The following is a 17,978-nucleotide window of genomic DNA, read 5'->3' on the forward strand; positions in this document are numbered from 1 at the left end:
TCACGGGTGCTCCGGCCGGCGTCCAGCGCGGTGATGCTTGCCGTCGTCGCGCTTATCGCGGCCGCCCTTCTGATCGATGCGGGAGTGCGCGCCGGCATCGCTGATCTCCTGCTGCTTGCCCCATGGCTTCTGCTGATGGTGTGGGGTGCATACGTTGCATCGTTTGCATCCCACATCCGGGTGGATACATCAGGGGTGAGTGTGCAGAACTTTCTGCGACGGACGTGGATTCCGTGGCGGGACGTGACCGACGTCGTCTTGCGCTGGCAGCTCGAGTTCGTTCTCACCGACGGGTCGAAAATCACGGGTATGGGTGGCCCCGCCGTGGGCGCTATCGCACGCACGCGGGGCGGTGGCCGCGGAGAGCGAGACGCCGAGGTCGTTAGGGAATTCTGGCGCCGAGCCGACGACCTGGCTGACGCTCCACAAAAATCCCGCTCCTGGGACGTGCCGGCAATTGTCGCGCTGGCGGTAATTCTGGTGTGGGCCGCCATCGCAATCCTGGTCGCTGGCTCACCCGCTTAACCGAAAAACACCCACCTGAGAACACCGCGGAACCCTGCGGTACGATAGAGATGCCGGAATCCCGGCCCACCTCAGCTTTCAAGGACTTCTTTCATGGCGCACGCCCTCCGTTCGGACCTTCGTAACGTCGCAATTGTTGCGCACGTTGACCACGGCAAGACGACTCTCGTCGATGCCATGCTTCGGCAGACAGGGTCGTTCGGTGAACACGCGCACGTCGATGACCGCGCAATGGACTCGAATGACCTTGAGCGCGAAAAAGGCATCACGATCCTCGCCAAGAACACTGCGATTACGTACTCCGGCATCCATGCCACCGACGGCCCCGTCACGATCAACGTGATTGACACTCCCGGTCACGCTGATTTCGGTGGCGAAGTCGAGCGTGGACTGTCGATGGTTGACGGCGTTGTGCTTCTCGTCGACGCATCTGAAGGCCCGCTGCCTCAGACGCGCTTCGTGCTGCGCAAGGCACTTGAATCGAAGCTCCCCGTCATCCTGCTCGTGAACAAGACGGACCGCCCCGACGCGCGTATCGCCGAGGTCGAAGAAGAGAGCCACGACCTTCTGCTCGGTCTTGCCTCTGACCTTCAGGATGATGTTCCCGATCTCGATGTCGACGCACTTCTCGACGTTCCCGTCGTCTACGCGTCTGGTCGTGCGGGGGCTGCATCCCACAACCGTCCCGCTGACGGCTCACTGCCCGACAATGCAGATCTCGAGCCGCTCTTCGAAGCGATTCTCGAGCACGTTCCCGCGCCGGCCTACGACGACGAGGCTCCGCTCCAGGCATGGGTCACGAACCTCGACTCTTCGCCGTTCCTTGGCCGCCTTGCTCTTCTGCGCGTTTTCAACGGCACGCTCAAAAAGGGCCAGACAGTCGCGTGGGTGCGCGCAGACGGCACCGTGAGCAATGCACGCATCACCGAGCTTTTCAAGACGCGTGCGCTTGAGCGCTACCCCGCCGAGAGTGCGGGCCCCGGCGACATCGTTGCCATCGCAGGCTTTGAAGAAATCACGATCGGTGAAACGATCGCTGACCCCGAGGATGTTCGTCCGCTGAAGGCAATCACGGTTGACGACCCCGCGATCTCGATGACGATCGGCACCAACACTTCACCGCTGGTCGGTAAGGTCCGTGGCCACAAGCTGACCGCGCGCATGGTGAAGGAGCGTCTCGACCGCGAGCTCATCGGTAACGTCTCACTCAAGGTCGTCGACATCGGACGCCCGGATGCCTGGGAAGTTCAGGGTCGCGGTGAACTCGCTCTCGCTATCCTCGTCGAGAACATGCGTCGCGAAGGCTTCGAGCTCACTGTCGGGAAGCCTCAGGTTGTGACCAAGAAGGTCGACGGAAAAACGTACGAACCTTTCGAGCACTTGACGATCGATGCTCCCGAAGAATATTTGGGCGCCATCACGCAGCTTCTCGCTGTGCGTAAGGGCCGCATGGATAACATGACGAACCACGGCACCGGCTGGGTTCGTATGGAGTTCATCGTTCCTTCACGCGGTCTCATCGGTTTCCGCACCGAGTTCCTGACGACAACCCGTGGCACCGGAATCGCGAACGCCATCTCGCACGGCTATGAGCCCTGGGCTGGTCACATCTCGACGCGTCAGAACGGCTCGATCGTCGCCGACCGCACCGGTGTGGTAACGCCGTTCGCCATCATCGCTCTGCAGGAGCGTATGAGCTTCTTCGTCCAGCCCACTCAAGAGGTTTATGAGGGCATGGTCATCGGCGAGAACTCGCGTAGCGATGACATGGACGTCAACATCACGAAAGAAAAGAAGCTCACGAACATGCGTGCCGCGAGCTCCGACACCTTCGAGTCGATGACGCCACCACGCCAGCTTTCGCTCGAGGAGAGCCTCGAATTCGCTCGCGAAGACGAGTGCGTCGAGGTCACCCCTGAGATGGTGCGTATTCGCAAAGTAGTGCTTGACGCTACTGAGCGTGGGCGCTCGGCTTCCCGTCTCAAGCGCCAGGACGCAAACGCCTGACGCTTATTGCGTAGTGATGTCATCCTCGAGGGCTTCGAGGATGTGCGCTGGGAGGTCGCCGTCCTCACCGCTCGCGTTCAGGCAGATCGCAATCGACATACCTGTTGTGGTGTTGTACATCGCGAGTGACTGGTAGCCGAGACCGTTGCCGGTGTGCCCCACCCAGTCACCGATTTTGCCGATACCCAGCCCGTACTCTTCGTAGTACGGGCTGGCTTCGTCTGCGGACGTGGATGAAAAAGATTCAAGACGTTCTTGCTGCACAGCGGCGCTGAGGACGCTTCCGGTTCCGAGGGCCTCGGCCCAGGCCGCGAGATCGGATGCAGTTCCGTACAGTCCGCCCGCTGCGCTGAATGCACTCGCTTGCACGACCGGCAGGGCCTCTGCGCCATCTGAGTCAACTGCGTAGGGCGAGGCTATGTTCGTAATGCTCGTGTCGTTGTCGGGATAGACGACGCTGTCGAGTCCCAGAGGCGTCAGAATGCGATCCTTGACGACCTGACTCCAGGCGCTTCCGGTTGCGGCCTCAATAATCTGACCGATCAAAACCGTGTTCGTGTTGGAGTACTGGTACGAAGTACCCGGCGCGAAGCTCTCTGGTACACCCGCCACGAGACTCAGAAGTTCGCTGTCGTCCCAACGGCGTTCGGGGTTTTCTTGTATGAGAGAGAGAAGCTCGGGTTGCGCTGAGTAGTTCGGCACTCCGGAACGCATGACGGCTAACTGCCTCGGCGTCACAGCCGGATTCATGCCGTCGAATTGCGACGTCGAGGGTGCGTCGAGATCGACAACTCCTTCGTCAGCGAGTTGCAGCAGTGCGGTGACCACGAAGGATTTGGTCACACTGCGGTATGCGAAGAGTGTGTCATCGGTGACTGCCGCACCGGATTCATTAGCCACACCGACGGGATAGGCCTGCTCAGTCCCACCTTGGCGCACGACCAGCACGCCTCCTGGTACACCGTTCTCGTTGAGGAGCTCTGCGAAGCGGCTGGCAGTCTCCTCTCTCACACCTTCCTCGCTCGACGCATCAGGTGCGTTGTTTGCCTGCCCGGTGCTGCAGGCGGTGACGAGCACGGCAAGCCCCGTGAGTATTGCTGCCAATATCAAACGTCGCGTTCGCATGCCGCCAGCCTAGAAGAGATCCTTTTCGTGTCATCGCATCTCGGAGATCAAGACCGCAGATGTCCCGGGGCTGAGCGCTTCGAAGATGTGCGGCTCGTCGCCGGGGTAGGAGAGGTAATCTCCCGTCGCAAGGGTGTATGGAGCGACTATCGGGCCCACGCGCGCCTCGCCCGCGATCATCACGACATGCTCGGTCGTGCCCCGCGGGTGAGGTTCGGAACGGCGTGCCGGGCCCGGCTCAGCATTGATCACATAGACATCTCGTCGTGTCTGCGGGGGACTGACCGCCAGTAGCGTTGCTGTGTACGTAGCCTCCGAGGAGTGGATTCCCGACGACGCAGCGCGTCGAACGAGAGTTGGCGCTGACGAGTGCTCTTCTATCAGGGCGGCAAACGGTAGTCCCAGCGCTGTGGCGAGTGCCCAAAGCGTTTCCACGCTGGGGTTTCCGCCGCTACTCTCCAGCTGCGAGACGGTTGCCTTCGATACGCCCGAGCGGCGAGCAAGTTCCGAGACCGAAAGGCCAGCGGCCTCGCGCTCACGCTTCACGGCGCGCGCTATCTTCTGCCCGAGGTTGTTCATACTGTTCAGTATGGCAAACAATCGTTCAGTTTGACAGCCGAGATCTCGATGCCCAAGATGGTCATCATGCGGGTGTTACGAAAGATGGCCACGGTTCACGTTCGAGGTGGTGCGTGTGACCCGCAGTGAGACGAATGAGTCGCAGCGCCCGTGGCGCCAAGCGTGGTCGGTCGCGCTCGCTTCGAGCGCGTACGGCGTCTCATTCGGTGCGCTCGCGGTTGCCTCGGGGCTGGACGTCTGGCAAACCTGCGTGCTGAGCCTCTTGATGTTCACGGGCGGTTCGCAGTTCGCGTTCATCGGCGTGATTGGCGCCGGGGGCCTCGCTGCGGCGCCGTCCGCGATCGCTTCGGCGGCGCTCCTCGGGGTGCGAAACGTGGCATATGGCATCCGCATGTCCCCGGTCGTCGGCGGCGGCTTTTGGCGAAGGCTTGCAGCCGCACAACTGACTATCGACGAATCAACGGCCGTGGCTCTCGCCCAGTCGACTCCACGCGGGCGAACGATCGGCTTCTGGGCGACAGGCATCGCCATCTATGCGGGTTGGAACATCACTACCCTTGCGGGGGCACTTGCGGGCGATGTGCTCGGTGACGTCAGCAAGTACGGGCTCGACGCGGCTGCTGCTGCAGCATTTCTCGCGCTGCTGTGGCCAAGGCTCCGTAGTCGCCAAACAGTCGCTGTCGCGGCGGCGGCGGCTGTCGTTGCGACCATAATGACGCCGGTATCGATGCCAGGGGTTCCGGTGATTGTGGCAGCACTCGTAGCGATCGTGGTCGGCTGGTTCAACTGGCTGCAGCCACAGCAGCCCGAGCCGGTCGAAGGCGAGGCGAACCCGTGACGGCGTGGACAGCGGTGCTCCTGGCATCAATCGCCTGTGTGCTGCTGAAGACACTCGGTTATCTCGTGCCGCCGTCGTTGCTCTCAGCTCCGCGCCCGGCGCGAATCGCGGAACTACTGACTGTGGCCCTTCTCGGGGCCCTTGTGGCGGTACAGACGTTTGCCTCGGGCCAAGAACTGGTTGTAGATGCCAGGATCCCCGCACTCTTCGCAGCGGGAATCCTGCTGTGGCTGCGCGCACCGTTCGTCGTGGTCGTCATTGCTGCGGCATCGGTTGCCGCCGTGCTGCGTGCGATCGGGCTCGCCGCATAGGTTTCTTCAAAACATCACGCCGTACGATGAGATCGTGAATGTCGGACGAATTAGCGCGTGGGTCATCAGCCTTATCGTGGGAGCTGCTTATGGCGCGGCTGGGACGATATCGCAGGCATACATGCTGTGGGGTATTCCGTTGGGACTCGCTATCTCGATGATCGCGTGCGCCGCGGTTCTTGCCGCGATTCGCCTTCTTTCCGAAGACCGCTGGTCAACGCTTGCTGCGGGCGTGGGGATGGTTGTGATCACACTGGTGCTCTCGGGGAGCGGGCCCGGTGGTTCTGTAGTTGTCGAGGCATCCACACTCGGAGTTGTGTGGACAGTCGCGGTACCTCTCATCGTCGCGATAGTTGTCGCATGGCCCGACCTTCGCAGCCCGAGGGCTGAGGACGCTTAGACTGGAACCATGACGTATGTGATCGCCCTTCCGTGCGTCGATGTGAAGGATCGTGCCTGCATCGACGAGTGCCCCGTCGACTGCATTTATGAGGGGGAGCGTTCGCTATACATTCACCCCGACGAATGCGTCGACTGTGGTGCGTGTGAACCCGCCTGTCCGGTAGAAGCGATCTACTACGAAGACGATCTTCCCGACGAGTGGCAGGACTACTACAAAGCGAACGTCGAGTTCTTCGACGACATCGGCTCTCCCGGTGGTGCCGCGAAGGTCGGTGTGATCGCGAGCGACCACCCGTTCATCGCCGCGCTCCCGCCCCAAGCGCACTGAGTCGAGCGTCGATTATGGGCGTTGCAGACCTCGCGGAATACCCCTGGGATGCTGTCGCTCCCTACGCAGCGACAGCCCGCTCCCACCCGGACGGCATCGTCGATTTGTCGATCGGTTCCCCGGTCGATCCGACACCTGAGGTCATCGCGACGTCGCTGGCCGCCGCGACCGATGCGCACGCGTACCCGCAGACAATGGGAACGGCGGATCTGCGCGATGCAATAACCCAGTGGTATTCGCGCCGGCGTGCTGTCGAGGGGCTCAGTCGGAATAACGTGCTGCCCACGGTCGGATCCAAAGAGCTCGTCGCGTTGCTTCCTTTGCTGCTTGGGCTGGGCCCCGGCGACGTCGTCGTCCATCCGCGTGCCGCTTACCCGACATATGAGGTGGGTGCACGGCTCGTAGGAGCTACACCGCTCGCTTCGGATGATCCGGCCGAATGGCCGGAAGCTACTCGACTCGTCTGGATCAACTCGCCCGGAAATCCTGACGGTTACGTCTGGGATGCTACTGCGCTTCGTGGGGCGAAAGAACGTGCCGAGTCTCTTGGCGCCGTGCTCGCGAGCGACGAATGCTATGCCGAGTTGGGGTGGGATGCTCCTTGGGATGTCGACCCCATCCCATCGGTACTTGATGCGCGAGTCGCGCAGGGCAGTTTCACCGGGCTGCTTTCGGTGTACTCGCTCAGCAAACAATCGAACCTGGCCGGTTATCGGGCCGCGTTCATCGCCGGGGATGAAGTTCTCATCTCCAAGCTTTTAACCGCACGCAAACACCTCGGCTTGATGCCACCCGCACCTGTGCAGGCCGCCATGACTGTTGCTCTTGGCGACGATGACCATGTGGCTCTGCAAAAGGAGCGTTATCGCGCGCGACGCGCGCTGCTGAAGCCCGCGATCGAGTCAGCCGGGTTCCGCGTCGACAGAAGTGAAGCAGGGCTTTATCTGTGGGCGACGGAGGGCAAAGACGCCTGGGACAGCCTCGCGACGCTTTCACGTCTCGGCATCCTGGCCGGACCAGGCCACTTCTATGGCGGCGACTTCTCGCAGCACGTGCGTTTTTCGCTGACGGCGACAGACGAAAGAATCAGGGCAGCTGCTACACGTCTTGCGGGTCTTTAGTCGCAGACCTCTCGCGGATTACGTCATCCTTTGGACGTTGTCGGCATAGCCTCAGACGCGCACTAGGCTGTATTGGACGGAAGTCACGGCGGACTGTTCGAGACTCCCGGGGGTCATCAATCGGTGACTCACCCAACGACCCTCGCCGACCAGAAATCGCAAGGAGGCGCCGTGAGCGACGCGGACACGCACCAGAACAAGGCCACACTGAATGTGGGGGAGCGTTCTGCAGAGTTCCCGGTTTTACTTGGCACCGATGGTGCCCCCAGCATCGACATCTCGACCTTCACGCGTCAAACCGGCCATACCGCTCTCGACTACGGATTCGTCAACACGTCCGCAACGAAGTCAGCCATCACCTACATCGATGGTGATGAGGGCATCCTCCGCTACCGGGGCTACCCCATCGAGCAGCTCGCGACCCACTCCAGCTATCTCGAGGTCGCATGGTTGTTGATTTACGGTGAGCTGCCTTCTGAGAGCGAGCTTGCCGAGTTCGATAACAAGATTCGTCGCCACACTCTTTTGCACGAGGATCTCAAGCGTTTCTTCTCCTCGCTGCCACCGACGGCGCACCCGATGTCGGTGCTTTCGGCCGCAACCGCTGCGCTGTCGACGTATTACGAGGGCGAATCGGATCCATCGAACCCTGAGCACGTTGAACTCAACACGATTCGGATGCTCGCGAAGCTCCCCGTCATTGCTGCGTATGCCCACAAGAAGAGTGTCGGTCAGGCATTTTTGTACCCCGATAACTCGATGAGCTTCGTCGACAACTTTTTGAAGCTCAACTTCGGAGTTCTCAGCGAGCTCTATGAAATCAACCCGGTCATGTCTCGTGCGCTCGAGCGATTGCTTATCTTGCACGAGGACCACGAGCAGAATGCGTCGACATCGACGGTGCGTCTGGTTGGATCGACGGGCGCGAACCAGTTCTCCTCGATTTCTGCAGGCATCAACGCGCTGTACGGTCCGCTGCACGGTGGTGCGAACGAGGCTGTACTCGACATGCTCGGACGCATTCGAGACTCGGGAGAATCGGTGCAGCGTTTTGTCGAGCGGGTGAAGAACAAAGAAGACGGCGTAAAGCTGATGGGCTTCGGTCACCGCGTCTACAAGAATTATGATCCGCGCGCACGTCTCGTGAAGGAATCCGCTGATGAGGTTTTGCGCGAGCTGGGAGTCAAGGATCCGCTGCTCGATCTCGCGAAAGAGCTAGAAGATATTGCGCTGAATGACGACTACTTCAAGGAACGTCGGCTTTATCCCAACGTCGATTTCTACACCGGCGTGATTTACAAGGCGATGGGCTTTCCCACCCGCATGTTCACAGTGCTGTTCGCGATCGGTCGACTTCCCGGCTGGCTCGCGCACTGGCGTGAGATGCAAACAGATCCGCAGACCAAGATCGGTCGCCCCCAGCAGCTCTACACCGGATCGCCGCAGCGGGACTATCCGGGCGTCTAGTCTTTTTTCTTTTTCTTCCCTATTACTTCTGACGCGTAGTCGGGGACCGTCACGATGTTCTCGCGCGGCGGTCGCTCGTAGCCTTGCGACTGCGGGCGCGACGGAATTTTGACGACTTCCCGCTCGATGACGGTCCACGGCACCTGATTGAGCAGATGCGAAATCATATTCAGGCGGCCACGTCGCTTGTCTTCATTGTCGACTTCGAACCAGGGAGCCTCGGGAATGTCGGTATGGATGAGCATCGCGTCTTTGGCAAGCGAATAGCTTTCCCATTCGGTGATGGACGCCACGTCATTCGGGCTGAGCTTCCAACGGCGCATCGGATCGTCCGCGCGATCTCGAAAGCGGCGCTCCTGCTCCACATCGGACACGCTGAACCAGTACTTCAGGAGCAGGATGCCGTCTTCTACCAGCATCCGCTCAAAAATCGGTGCTTGACGCAAGAACCTGGTGTATTCCTCTTGCGTGCAATATCCCATGACGCGCTCAACGCCAGCGCGGTTGTACCAAGACCGGTCCATCAGCACGATCTCGCCGGCCGCGGGTAGATGCGCGATGTAGCGCTGGAAGTACCACTCGCTCTTCTGTCGCGGAGTCGGTGATGGAAGTGCAACTATTCGGGTCACGCGGGGATTGAGATACGCGGAAACTCGGTTGATCGTCGAGCCTTTGCCAGCGGCATCGCGGCCTTCGAAGATGACGACTACTCGAGCGCCGGTTTCTTGGACCCAGGCTTGCATGTCTACGAGCTGTGCCTGCAGCTTCTTCAGCTCCCGCTCGTACGGCTTCTTGGGCACACGCGTAGGCATCAGGGCTCCTTCACTCGAGGTGAGAGAACTCTACGCGTGGAGTGCCGCATTCAGCGTGACCCCGACACCGCCGCGCTTGACCGCTTCGATGGCGCCGGTGAGCGAGTTTCGCCGGATGAGGATGCCGTTGCTCCCCGATAGTGCTGCGCCTTTCACGACCGGGCGGGCGCCATCCGCTTGCACAGGTTCGTCTGCGAGCACAATTTTGGAGCCCGCTGTGACGTAGAGCCCTGCCTCGACGATGCAGTCATCTCCGAGCGAAATGCCGATGCCAGCGTTTGCGCCGAGCAGCGTGCGTGCTCCGATGGAGACTCTGTGGTTTCCGCCGCCCGAGAGCGTACCCATGATTGACGCACCGCCGCCGATGTCGCTGCCGTCGCCGACCACGACACCCTGTGAGATGCGGCCCTCAACCATGGATGCGCCGAGAGTCCCGGCGTTGAAGTTCACAAAGCCCTCGTGCATGACGGTTGTGCCGGGAGCAAGATGAGCTCCCAACCGCACTCGCGATGCGTCTGCGATGCGCACGCCATCAGGCGTGACGTAGTCGAGCAGGCGCGGGAATTTGTCAATGCTCTGGACCTGGATTCCCGCGCGCATCAGCGCGGGGCGAAGGCGAGTGAGGTCGTCGGGATGTACCGGTCCGGCCGTCGTCCACGCTACGTTCGGAAGCACGCCGAAGAGTCCATCGAGGTTGAGGGTGTTCGGCGCCGCGATGCGGTGCGAAAGGGCGTGAAGGCGCAGGTACGCATCGTGAGTAGACGCGGGCGCGGCATCCAAATCGATCTCGACGACGACGACCTCGACGGTCACTGACCTGCGAGGATCGGGAGTGGCAAGCGCTGAAAGCTCGGACGGGAGTTCCGGGAGGTTCGACGCGGACGGGGCTTGTCCCTCGTGGACGTGAGGAAACCAGGCATCGAGAACAGTCCCGTTCTCTGCCGTCGTCGATAAGCCTTGCGCCCAGATCCATCGTTCGTTGCTCATCTCATCAGGCTATCGAATCAGCATCGGTAGAATCGGCGCATGCCTTCGCTTGATCTGTCCACGTCGTCGATCGAGCTCACTCGAGCCATCTGCGATATTCCGAGTGTTTCTGACGACGAGCGCACTCTTGCTGACGCGATCACTGACGCGATCAGCAGCCTCGCTCACCTTGACCTTTATCGAGACGGCGACACGATCGTCGCGCGAACAGACACTGGCAAGGCGCAGCGCGTGGTCATCGCGGGGCACATCGACACAGTGCCGATCAACAACAATCTGCCGACGCGCGTCATCGATGTTGACGGTGAACCCATGCTCTGGGGTCGAGGCACTGTCGACATGAAGGCGGGCGTTGCTGTGCAGCTGAAGCTCGCTGCTGAGCTCGTCGACCCCCGAGTGGACATCACCTGGATGTGGTATGACCACGAAGAGGTCGCTGCGCACCTCAATGGGCTAACCCGTCTGGCGAAGACTCGTCCCGACCTTTTCGCCGGAGATTTCGCAATCCTCGGTGAGCCGTCTAACGGCGACATTGAAGGCGGCTGCAACGGCAACATTCGCGCTATTGTGCGTACCTCTGGCGTTCGGGCACACAGCGCCCGCGCGTGGATCGGGGAAAACGCCATCCACAAAGTCGCGCCAATTCTGATGCGGTTGTCGGAGTACCGCCCGAAAACCGTCGCGGTCGACGGCCTCGAATATCGCGAAGGCCTCAATGCGGTGCGTATCGCCGGCGGTATTGCAGGAAACGTCATTCCTGACGCGTGCGAAGTCGAAGTGAACTATCGCTTTGCTCCCAACAAGAATTCCGACGAGGCAGAGAGCCACATGCGCGATGTCTTCGCAGGTTTCGATCTCGAAGTGATCGATGTCGCTGACGGGGCGCGGCCCGGTCTCGACGCGCCACTCGCAAAGGAGTTCATCGCAGCTGTTGGAGGTGAGCCGCGGCCCAAGTATGGCTGGACCGATGTCGCACGTTTTTCAGCTCTCGGTGTGCCTGCCGTCAACTACGGTCCGGGTGACCCGCACCTCGCACATCACGACAACGAGCAGGTGCCGCTCTCTCAGATCGAAAGTGTCGAGCGGGGCCTACGCGCGTGGCTGAGCAAGTCCTAAGCGAACCTCGGCGCCTGCGGGAACGGTGGGGAGCACTATCGCCGTGGCTGCGTATCGGCGTCTTCTATCTGGCCGCGCGCGCGGTAACGACGGGTTTCTTCGTTCTCGCCTCCGCGATGTCGGGACCGGGGTCGCGATTCGGTGTAAATCCCACCGTCGCAGATCTTGCCGTCGGCTGGGATGCGCAGTGGTATTGGCTCACCGCCGTCAGCGGATACCCCGCGGATCTTCCTCTGACAAGTAGTGGGCAGGTCGCGGAGAACCAATGGGCCTTCATGCCCATCTACGCGTATCTTGCAGCTGCCCTCGGCGCAGCTTTAGGTTCGTGGATCGCCGGCGCGGTCGTCATCTCGTTAGTTGCTGGGTATCTCTCCGCTGTCGTGCTGTATCGACTTTGGACACCGCGCGTCGGTGCGTCGGCAGCCATGTGGGCTGTGATTTTTTTCGTTTCGGGCCCGCTCGCTGCGCTCTTCCAAGTGGGATATGCGGAGTCGTTGTTCATGCTCTGGCTTTTTCTTGCGCTCCTGCTGATTTCGCAGCGGCGCTATGGATGGCTGTATGTCGTTGTTCCGCTCATGGGATTCACTCGACCGGCTGTGCTCGCGTTCGCGCTGTTCCTTGGCCTGTTCGGAATCTGGCGATGGATGCGGCGTCAGGAAGACCCGCTTCGTGGTCGAGAGGTCACCCACATCCTCGCTCTTGGTGCTCTCGCGGTCGGCGTCGGATTCGCATGGCAGGTTATCGCGGCTGTCGCCACCGGTGATCCTGCGGCCTATCTTGCGACTGAACTGGCGTGGCGCCGCAATTGGCTCACTGGTGACAGCGCGGGCTTCGTCCCGTTCGAGGGCTTCGTTCAGGGCGCTGAATTCTGGTTCGTTTCCTGGGGGAGTTCCGCGCTCATCGGATTGATTGTTCTCGGCCTTGGAATCGTTGCGTTGGGAGCGCTACTGATCTTTCACCGCGCTGTGCGACGCACCGGCATGGAGATTCGACTCTGGGCGGCAAGCTACCTGCTCTACCTGCTCGCGGTTTTCTTTCCTCAGTCGAGTATCTTTCGTCTTCTCGTACCGCTCTCACCGCTGTGGGCTGCGGTCGCTGTGCCGAAACGGACGGCATGGCGTGTCAGTGTCCTCGTGGTGGCGCTGGCGGGGCAGTGGTGGTGGATATACAACATGTATGCGCTCGGCAACACCTATTGGCAAATTCCTTGAGTGCGTTGCGGTGCGTGAGTTATCCGCTGTGCGATCCATCACGGTAAACTCATTGGTAAGACATGTGAGGAAAGGGAGCCACGATGGCAGCCATGAAGCCGAGAACCGGAGACGGGCCGATGGAGGCCGTGAAGGAAGGGCGCCTTATCATCGTTCGCGTACCGCTTGAGGGTGGCGGACGTCTCGTCGTCTCCGTCAACGACGCGGAAGCGAAGGAGCTTTACGACGTTCTTAGCGGAGTCGTAAACGCAGCCTGATCCTTACGGCGAAATCGACGGTCGGTCCCATTCGGGACCGACCGTCTCGTATATACCGGCGCGGAATTTTCGGCGCTAGGACGAATAGTCTCGGAGTGTCGTGAGCTGGAGGAGTCCTTCGCCCACGATCGATAGCGCGCCGATGACGGCGGCGGATGACTGCGTTTCTTGAATCAGCGAGCGGTAAGCGACGGTCGTCGGGTCTCGGCGCACCGGGTCTGACACTCCGCCCCCAGCGAGTACGCGAGGAACGAGTACCGTGCCGCCCGGGCGCACCAGGCGAAGTCCATGCTCGACGTATTCGATGACGGCATCCGCGTCAGCGTCAACCAGCACGACGTCGTACGACGCCTCATTCATTCGTGGCAACACGCTCGACGCACGTCCCGTGATGAAACGGGCACGCGCGGGCGGGATCTTGGCGTCGATGAACGCTTGCCGGGCAGCACCGAGGTGCTCAGGTTCGCTGTCGATCGTCGTGAGAGTCGCTCGCGGAGCTCCGCGCATGAGCCACAAGCCGGATACGCCAGCCCCCGTGCCGATTTCAACGATGTTGAGTGCGTTCGACGCTGCTGCGATGACCGAGATCTGCGAGCCTACTGCCGCGCTCACAGGCGCGGCTCCGAGTTCAAGCGCGTGCGCGCGTGCGCGCGAGATGTAGTCCGGTTCGACCGAGACCTCGTCGGCGAAGCGTGCGTTCGCTGTGTGTTCACCCATGTGGAGACCTCCGCATTCAGAGTACGCGGCCACAATGACCGAACGCGGCAGGCGCGGCGGTAATCTGAAGTCATGATCTTCGGCCTCACCTTCGAAAAGCTCTTGGTGATTGCCGTGATAGCTGGACTGATCATTGGCCCAGATCGCCTTCCCCGATATGCCGAAGGTGCTGCTCGCCTCATCGGCCAAGCGCGTGACTATCTGCGGGGAGCGAAGACCAGGGTGCGAGACGAGATGGGTGCGGACTTCGACGATGTCGACTGGCGCAAACTCGATCCCCGTCAGTACGACCCGCGCCGGATCATTCGCGAGGCACTGCTGGATGATCCGCCAACGGCGACGGTGAAAGCTGTCTCAGCTGCCGCGATCCTCTCTGATCCTGAGTCGGGGCCGGAGACCACCCGTAACGTCGATGGTGATTTTCCCTACGACGACGAGGCGACCTAACCCATCACCTTGGTTGCAGTGGCAGCTTTCGTCCAGCCAGACCGCGAGGTTCTGAGGCAATCTTCGCCGCTAACACCGTGATCGCGTGAGCTGCGGGATCGCCCGGATCCGACAGCACGATGGGTGCACCAGAGTCACCGGCGACACGCAATGCGGAGCTCAAGGGAACGGAGGCGACGAGAGGTACCTCATCGCCGGATTCAGTGAGTGATGCCGCCACTGCCGCTCCACCTCCGGACCCGAAAAGTTCGAGCGTCGTGCCATCGGGGAGGACCATCGGTGCCATGTTCTCTATGACTCCGACAACGCGCTGGCCGGTCTGGCGGGCGAGAACTCCGCTCCTCACCGCAACCTCTGCTGCCGCGGGCTGCGGTGTTGTCACGACGAGAACGTCTGCGTGGGGTAAGAGTTGGCCTACCGAAATCGCAACGTCGCCGGTGCCGGGAGGCATATCGAGCAGCAGGATGTCGAGATCACCGAAATGTACGTCGGTCAAAAACTGCTGAACCGTTCGGTGGAGCATCGGTCCGCGCCACGCGACCGCCGCTCCTTCGTCGCCTTCGCGCAAGAACATGCCAATCGACACTGTTTTCACGTCGTAAGCGATGGGCGGCACGATTAATTGATCGATACGGGTCGGACGCACTGTTCTGCCAGCGCTGTCGACGAGCCCCAGCAATCCGGGTATGGAAAAACCGTGAACATCCGCGTCGACAAGTCCGACGGAGAGGCCGCGTGCGGCTAGCGCAACCGCGAGGTTTGCCGTGAGGGTCGACTTTCCGACGCCCCCCTTACCGCTTGTGACCGCGATGACCCGCGTAAGGCCGTCAGCCGTGAAGGCGACTCCGCGCGGTCGGCCAGCACGAAGTCGCTCAGTGAGGGCTGAGCGTTGCGCGGGAGTCATCACTCCCATTTCGATATCGGCGCGTAAGACTCCGGGAACATGCGCGGCGGCTTCCCGTACTTCGCTTTCGATGCGAACCGCCGCGGGGCACCCGACAATCGTGAGCGCGACCTTTACGTGCGCGACGCCATCATCGACGGTCACATCGCCGATCATGTCGAGCTCGCCGAGCGGGCGTCGGAGTTCGGGGTCGATGACCGCAGAGACCGCGGAACGGACGCTCGCGGCGTCAGCGTTCACGAGCGCGCCGTTCTGCATTTTCCGCGCGTTCTCGTCGCTCGCGGCGTTCTTCTCGCTCGGCCACGACTTCTTCGGACTCTCCCGCGGCTCGGGCATCAAGGTCTTCTACGAAGGATCTGAGCGCGTCCCGCAGGGAGTCCCGTGTGACGATCTCTTCGGAGAGGTCGGTGATCTTCATCCGCAGCGCGACAACTTCACGCGCGAGATACTCCGTATCAGCCAGGTTGCGTTCGGAACGTTGACGGTCCTGCTCGATCTGCACGCGGTCTCGGTCGTCTTGGCGGTTCTGAGCCAGCAGAATCAGTGGGGCTGCATACGAGGCCTGCAAGGAGAGCACGAGCGTCAGCGCTGTGAAGCCGTTCGCTGCTGAATCAAACCGCAGCGCGTTGGGCGCCATGGTATTCCAAGAGATCCAGGCAACGCAGAACAGAGTTAGTGCGATGAGGAACCACGGAGTTCCCATGGCGCGCGCAATCCACTCGGTGCCGCGTCCAAATCGGTCGCGTGAGGGGCGCGGCGTGCGTGCCAGCATCCCGGATCGTCCGCGGGGCGCGTCCAGTTCCGGAATCCGACCCTTTCGCGCCATCATCGTGTCCTCGCAACGACTGTTTCGGTGCCGTCATCAGAGTCGCCCGAGCGCCAGTCGTCAGGCAAGAGGTAGTCGAGCACATCATCGACGCTCACCGCACCGACAAGTCGATGCGCGCTGTCTGTCACCGGGAGTGACACCAGGTTGTAGCTCGCCAGCATCCTGGCAACCTCGGCTGCAGGAGCTGTCGCGGGCACCGGGTCGATGGTGTCGTCGATAATCGCACCCAGACGTTCATGGGGCGGGTAGCGGAGCATCCGTTGAAAATGCACTGTTCCGAGCAGTCGCCCGGTCGGGGTCTCGTACGGGGGGAGTGTCACGTAGACGGCGGCTGCGAGTGCGGGGTGCAGCTCGTGGCGTCTAATGAGCGCGAGCGCTTCGGCAACCGTTGCATCAGCCGAAAGCACGATGGGCTCGGGCGTCATGAGGCCACCTGCAGTCTCTGGCCCGTATTTCAACAGGGCACGGACGTCTTCGGCCTCTTCCGGCTCCATGAGATCGAGGAGTTCTTCGGAGCGCGCGTCAGGCAGTTGCCCGAGGAGATCCGCGGCGTCGTCCGGTTCCATCGCATCGAGAATGTCGGCGGCGCGTTCGTCCCCGAGTGCCTCGAGGATGTGGACCTGATCTTCTTCCGGCATTTCTTCTAGCGCATCAGCGAGGCGATCATCGGGGAGCTCTCCCGCTACCTCAATGAAGCGTTCTTCGGGAAGGTCGAGCAGTGTATTGGCAAGATCCGCGGGCTTGAGCTCTGCAAGGCTCGCTACCAGCTGCTCAGCAGACTGCGGTTCACCCGGCTCTTGCGTCTCGCGGATCGCTTTCCAATCCGCAAAGGTCGTTGCGCCTTTCGCGAAAGGCGCGGAGCTGGTTTTGGGGCGTCGCAGGAAGAGCTGTCCGACATCCCATTCGCCGAGTCTGTTTCGCTCGATTGCGACATCCTCGATGACGGCTCGACCCGTTCCGTCCTTCAAATACACTTTGCGCCCGAGTAGCTCGGTGATGACTCGAACTTCACCGCCGCGCTGCTGGAAGCGGCGAACATTGATGAGTCCGGTCGTGATCACTTGGCCGGTGGCTATTGACGTCACGCGCCCTATCGACACGAAAACGTGGCGTCGACCAGGAATTTCAACGACGAGTCCGACGACACGAGGGGCTTCGGTGGTGCGGTAGATCACGACAACGTCGCGCACCTTGCCAAGACGATCGCCAGCGGGGTCGAAAACCGAGCAGCCAGCCAGGCGTGCGGCGAAAACCCGTTGCGTACTCACACACTCAAGCGTAGTAGGCGGCAGCGCACCACGACCGCGTCACCACGCCAGATGCGATGCGATGATGGGTACATGACTATTTCGGGTGGATATCCTCCAGCGCGGGGCGAAGTTGGCGACACGATCGCGAGCTACCCCTCGTATGAGGCTGCGCAGAAAGCAGTCTCGTCGCTCATCGCGGGAGAGGTGCCCGCGAAGCAAATAGCGATTGTCGGCAACGGGTTGCGTTCGGTCGAACGCGTGACTGGTCGCCTTGGCTACGCCGCGGCTGCGCGCAGCGGTGCGCTCAATGGCCTCCTTCTCGGTCTGCTGTTCTCCTTCATCTTCGTTCTCGGGGATCCGGCGGCACCTATTCAGGCGTTCGCGGGTGTACTGCTGGTGGGCATCGCGATCGGAATGCTGTTGAGCATCATCACGTACTCATTTCTGCGGCGCCGACGCGACTTCGCCTCCGTCATGCAGATCGTCGCTGATAGTTACGACGTCACTGTCGCGCCAACGAGCGTGCAGCGGGCGCGCCAGGTGCTCAGCGGCAATGCTGTGACGGCCGCATCCGGACCGAATGCGGCAACACTATCGGAGAGCAAACCGCAGGCTGCTCGCCCTTCCGCTCCGGCTCCTTCTAACGTTGACTCTGAGCCGCCGCGCTATGGTGAGCGCATCACGCCGCCAGTTTCTCAAGACACGACGGAGGGGCACCCCGAACAGGAGCGCCCCTCGTCGTAAC

General features: G+C 61.4%; 21 protein-coding genes. 13 read left to right on the top strand and 8 right to left on the bottom strand.

Features of this window, described 5'->3' with window-relative positions; genetic code table 11:
• Window positions 1–6 precede the first annotated feature (6 nt).
• Together G6N83_RS12015 and typA are read left to right on the top strand one after the other, a co-directional pair.
• Window positions 7–525: a PH domain-containing protein gene (locus tag G6N83_RS12015; RefSeq protein WP_241246205.1), complete on the top strand. Its 519-nt coding sequence runs from the start codon at window positions 7–9 to the stop codon at window positions 523–525.
• Window positions 526–618: 93 nt separating this feature from the next.
• The gene (gene typA / locus G6N83_RS12020) at window positions 619–2,532 is read left to right on the top strand and encodes a translational GTPase TypA (RefSeq protein ID WP_165142367.1); all 1,914 of its coding nucleotides are present in this window, start codon (window positions 619–621) and stop codon (window positions 2,530–2,532) included.
• A gap of 3 nt (window positions 2,533–2,535) precedes the next feature.
• Here typA and G6N83_RS12025 read toward each other — a convergent pair whose 3' ends face one another.
• Together G6N83_RS12025 and G6N83_RS12030 are read right to left on the bottom strand one after the other, a co-directional pair.
• Window positions 2,536–3,657 (bottom strand): serine hydrolase domain-containing protein, encoded by a 1,122-nt coding sequence (locus tag G6N83_RS12025; protein ID WP_165142369.1) that lies wholly within the window; start codon window positions 3,655–3,657, stop codon window positions 2,536–2,538.
• 30 nt (window positions 3,658–3,687) lie between these two features.
• On the bottom strand, window positions 3,688–4,236 hold the full coding sequence (locus G6N83_RS12030; protein WP_206535814.1) for a helix-turn-helix domain-containing protein: 549 nt from the start codon (window positions 4,234–4,236) through the stop codon (window positions 3,688–3,690).
• A 115-nt stretch (window positions 4,237–4,351) separates the two neighbouring features.
• On the opposite strand from G6N83_RS12030, the gene G6N83_RS12035 reads away from it, so the two are divergent.
• The 6 genes from G6N83_RS12035 to G6N83_RS12060 all read left to right on the top strand — a co-directional run bounded on the left by G6N83_RS12035 (window position 4,352) and on the right by G6N83_RS12060 (window position 8,703).
• Window positions 4,352–5,074 (top strand): AzlC family ABC transporter permease, encoded by a 723-nt coding sequence (locus tag G6N83_RS12035; RefSeq protein ID WP_165142371.1) that lies wholly within the window; start codon window positions 4,352–4,354, stop codon window positions 5,072–5,074.
• The gene (locus G6N83_RS12040; protein ID WP_165142373.1) at window positions 5,071–5,385 is read left to right on the top strand and encodes an AzlD domain-containing protein; all 315 of its coding nucleotides are present in this window, start codon (window positions 5,071–5,073) and stop codon (window positions 5,383–5,385) included. The genes G6N83_RS12035 and G6N83_RS12040 overlap by 4 nt, the downstream gene beginning before the upstream one ends.
• Window positions 5,386–5,419: 34 nt before the next feature.
• The gene (locus tag G6N83_RS12045; protein ID WP_165142375.1) at window positions 5,420–5,785 is read left to right on the top strand and encodes a histidinol dehydrogenase; all 366 of its coding nucleotides are present in this window, start codon (window positions 5,420–5,422) and stop codon (window positions 5,783–5,785) included.
• Between the two features lie 9 nt (window positions 5,786–5,794).
• Window positions 5,795–6,115, top strand: coding sequence for a ferredoxin (fdxA, locus tag G6N83_RS12050; protein WP_165142377.1), 321 nt, complete (start codon window positions 5,795–5,797; stop codon window positions 6,113–6,115).
• Window positions 6,116–6,129: 14 nt separating this feature from the next.
• On the top strand, window positions 6,130–7,236 hold the full coding sequence (dapC, locus tag G6N83_RS12055; RefSeq protein WP_165142379.1) for a succinyldiaminopimelate transaminase: 1,107 nt from the start codon (window positions 6,130–6,132) through the stop codon (window positions 7,234–7,236).
• Between the two features lie 171 nt (window positions 7,237–7,407).
• Window positions 7,408–8,703 carry a citrate synthase gene (locus G6N83_RS12060; RefSeq protein ID WP_165142381.1) on the top strand — a complete coding sequence of 432 codons (1,296 nt, stop codon included), beginning with the start codon at window positions 7,408–7,410 and terminating at the stop codon, window positions 8,701–8,703.
• On the opposite strand, the gene ppk2 is transcribed toward G6N83_RS12060, so the two are convergent.
• Both ppk2 and dapD read right to left on the bottom strand, forming a co-directional pair.
• Complete coding sequence (gene ppk2, locus G6N83_RS12065; protein ID WP_183408397.1) at window positions 8,700–9,515, bottom strand: polyphosphate kinase 2; 816 nt, start codon at window positions 9,513–9,515, stop codon at window positions 8,700–8,702. The genes G6N83_RS12060 and ppk2 overlap by 4 nt on opposite strands.
• A 30-nt stretch (window positions 9,516–9,545) precedes the next feature.
• On the bottom strand, window positions 9,546–10,502 hold the full coding sequence (gene dapD / locus G6N83_RS12070; RefSeq protein WP_165142383.1) for a 2,3,4,5-tetrahydropyridine-2,6-dicarboxylate N-succinyltransferase: 957 nt from the start codon (window positions 10,500–10,502) through the stop codon (window positions 9,546–9,548).
• Between the two features lie 39 nt (window positions 10,503–10,541).
• On the opposite strand from dapD, the gene dapE reads away from it, so the two are divergent.
• The 3 genes from dapE (at window position 10,542) to G6N83_RS12085 (ending at window position 13,086) form a co-directional block, all read left to right on the top strand.
• The gene (gene dapE / locus G6N83_RS12075) at window positions 10,542–11,618 is read left to right on the top strand and encodes a succinyl-diaminopimelate desuccinylase (protein ID WP_165142385.1); all 1,077 of its coding nucleotides are present in this window, start codon (window positions 10,542–10,544) and stop codon (window positions 11,616–11,618) included.
• Window positions 11,600–12,829 carry a hypothetical protein gene (locus G6N83_RS12080; RefSeq protein ID WP_241246207.1) on the top strand — a complete coding sequence of 410 codons (1,230 nt, stop codon included), beginning with the start codon at window positions 11,600–11,602 and terminating at the stop codon, window positions 12,827–12,829. The genes dapE and G6N83_RS12080 overlap by 19 nt, the downstream gene beginning before the upstream one ends.
• 83 nt (window positions 12,830–12,912) lie before the next feature.
• On the top strand, window positions 12,913–13,086 hold the full coding sequence (locus G6N83_RS12085) for a DUF3117 domain-containing protein (RefSeq protein WP_163620836.1): 174 nt from the start codon (window positions 12,913–12,915) through the stop codon (window positions 13,084–13,086).
• A gap of 75 nt (window positions 13,087–13,161) precedes the next feature.
• On the opposite strand, the gene G6N83_RS12090 is transcribed toward G6N83_RS12085, so the two are convergent.
• Entirely contained in the window at window positions 13,162–13,803 is a 642-nt protein-coding gene (locus G6N83_RS12090) for an O-methyltransferase (protein ID WP_165142387.1), read from the bottom strand.
• A gap of 72 nt (window positions 13,804–13,875) precedes the next feature.
• Here G6N83_RS12090 and G6N83_RS12095 point away from each other — a divergent pair, with 72 nt between their 5' ends.
• A complete protein-coding gene (locus G6N83_RS12095; protein ID WP_165142389.1) occupies window positions 13,876–14,250 on the top strand; it encodes a twin-arginine translocase TatA/TatE family subunit in 375 nt (124 codons plus the stop codon).
• A 4-nt stretch (window positions 14,251–14,254) separates the two neighbouring features.
• Here the strand turns inward: G6N83_RS12095 and G6N83_RS12100 are convergent, their stop codons facing one another.
• The 3 genes from G6N83_RS12100 to G6N83_RS12110 are packed head-to-tail and all read right to left on the bottom strand — an operon-like array spanning window position 14,255 to window position 17,251.
• Complete coding sequence (locus tag G6N83_RS12100) at window positions 14,255–15,412, bottom strand: Mrp/NBP35 family ATP-binding protein (protein WP_165143451.1); 1,158 nt, start codon at window positions 15,410–15,412, stop codon at window positions 14,255–14,257.
• Window positions 15,384–15,980: a DUF1003 domain-containing protein gene (locus G6N83_RS12105; protein ID WP_165142391.1), complete on the bottom strand. Its 597-nt coding sequence runs from the start codon at window positions 15,978–15,980 to the stop codon at window positions 15,384–15,386. Before G6N83_RS12105 ends, G6N83_RS12100 begins: the two co-directional genes overlap by 29 nt.
• Complete coding sequence (locus G6N83_RS12110) at window positions 15,980–17,251, bottom strand: magnesium transporter MgtE N-terminal domain-containing protein (protein ID WP_165142393.1); 1,272 nt, start codon at window positions 17,249–17,251, stop codon at window positions 15,980–15,982. The genes G6N83_RS12105 and G6N83_RS12110 overlap by 1 nt, the downstream gene beginning before the upstream one ends.
• 72 nt (window positions 17,252–17,323) lie before the next feature.
• On the opposite strand from G6N83_RS12110, the gene G6N83_RS12115 reads away from it, so the two are divergent.
• The gene (locus G6N83_RS12115) at window positions 17,324–17,977 is read left to right on the top strand and encodes a YflT domain-containing protein (protein ID WP_183408396.1); all 654 of its coding nucleotides are present in this window, start codon (window positions 17,324–17,326) and stop codon (window positions 17,975–17,977) included.
• The last annotated feature ends 1 nt before the right edge of the window (window position 17,978 follow it).

Source organism: Microbacterium endophyticum, from assembly GCF_011047135.1.
Lineage (GTDB): Bacteria > Actinomycetota > Actinomycetes > Actinomycetales > Microbacteriaceae > Microbacterium > Microbacterium endophyticum.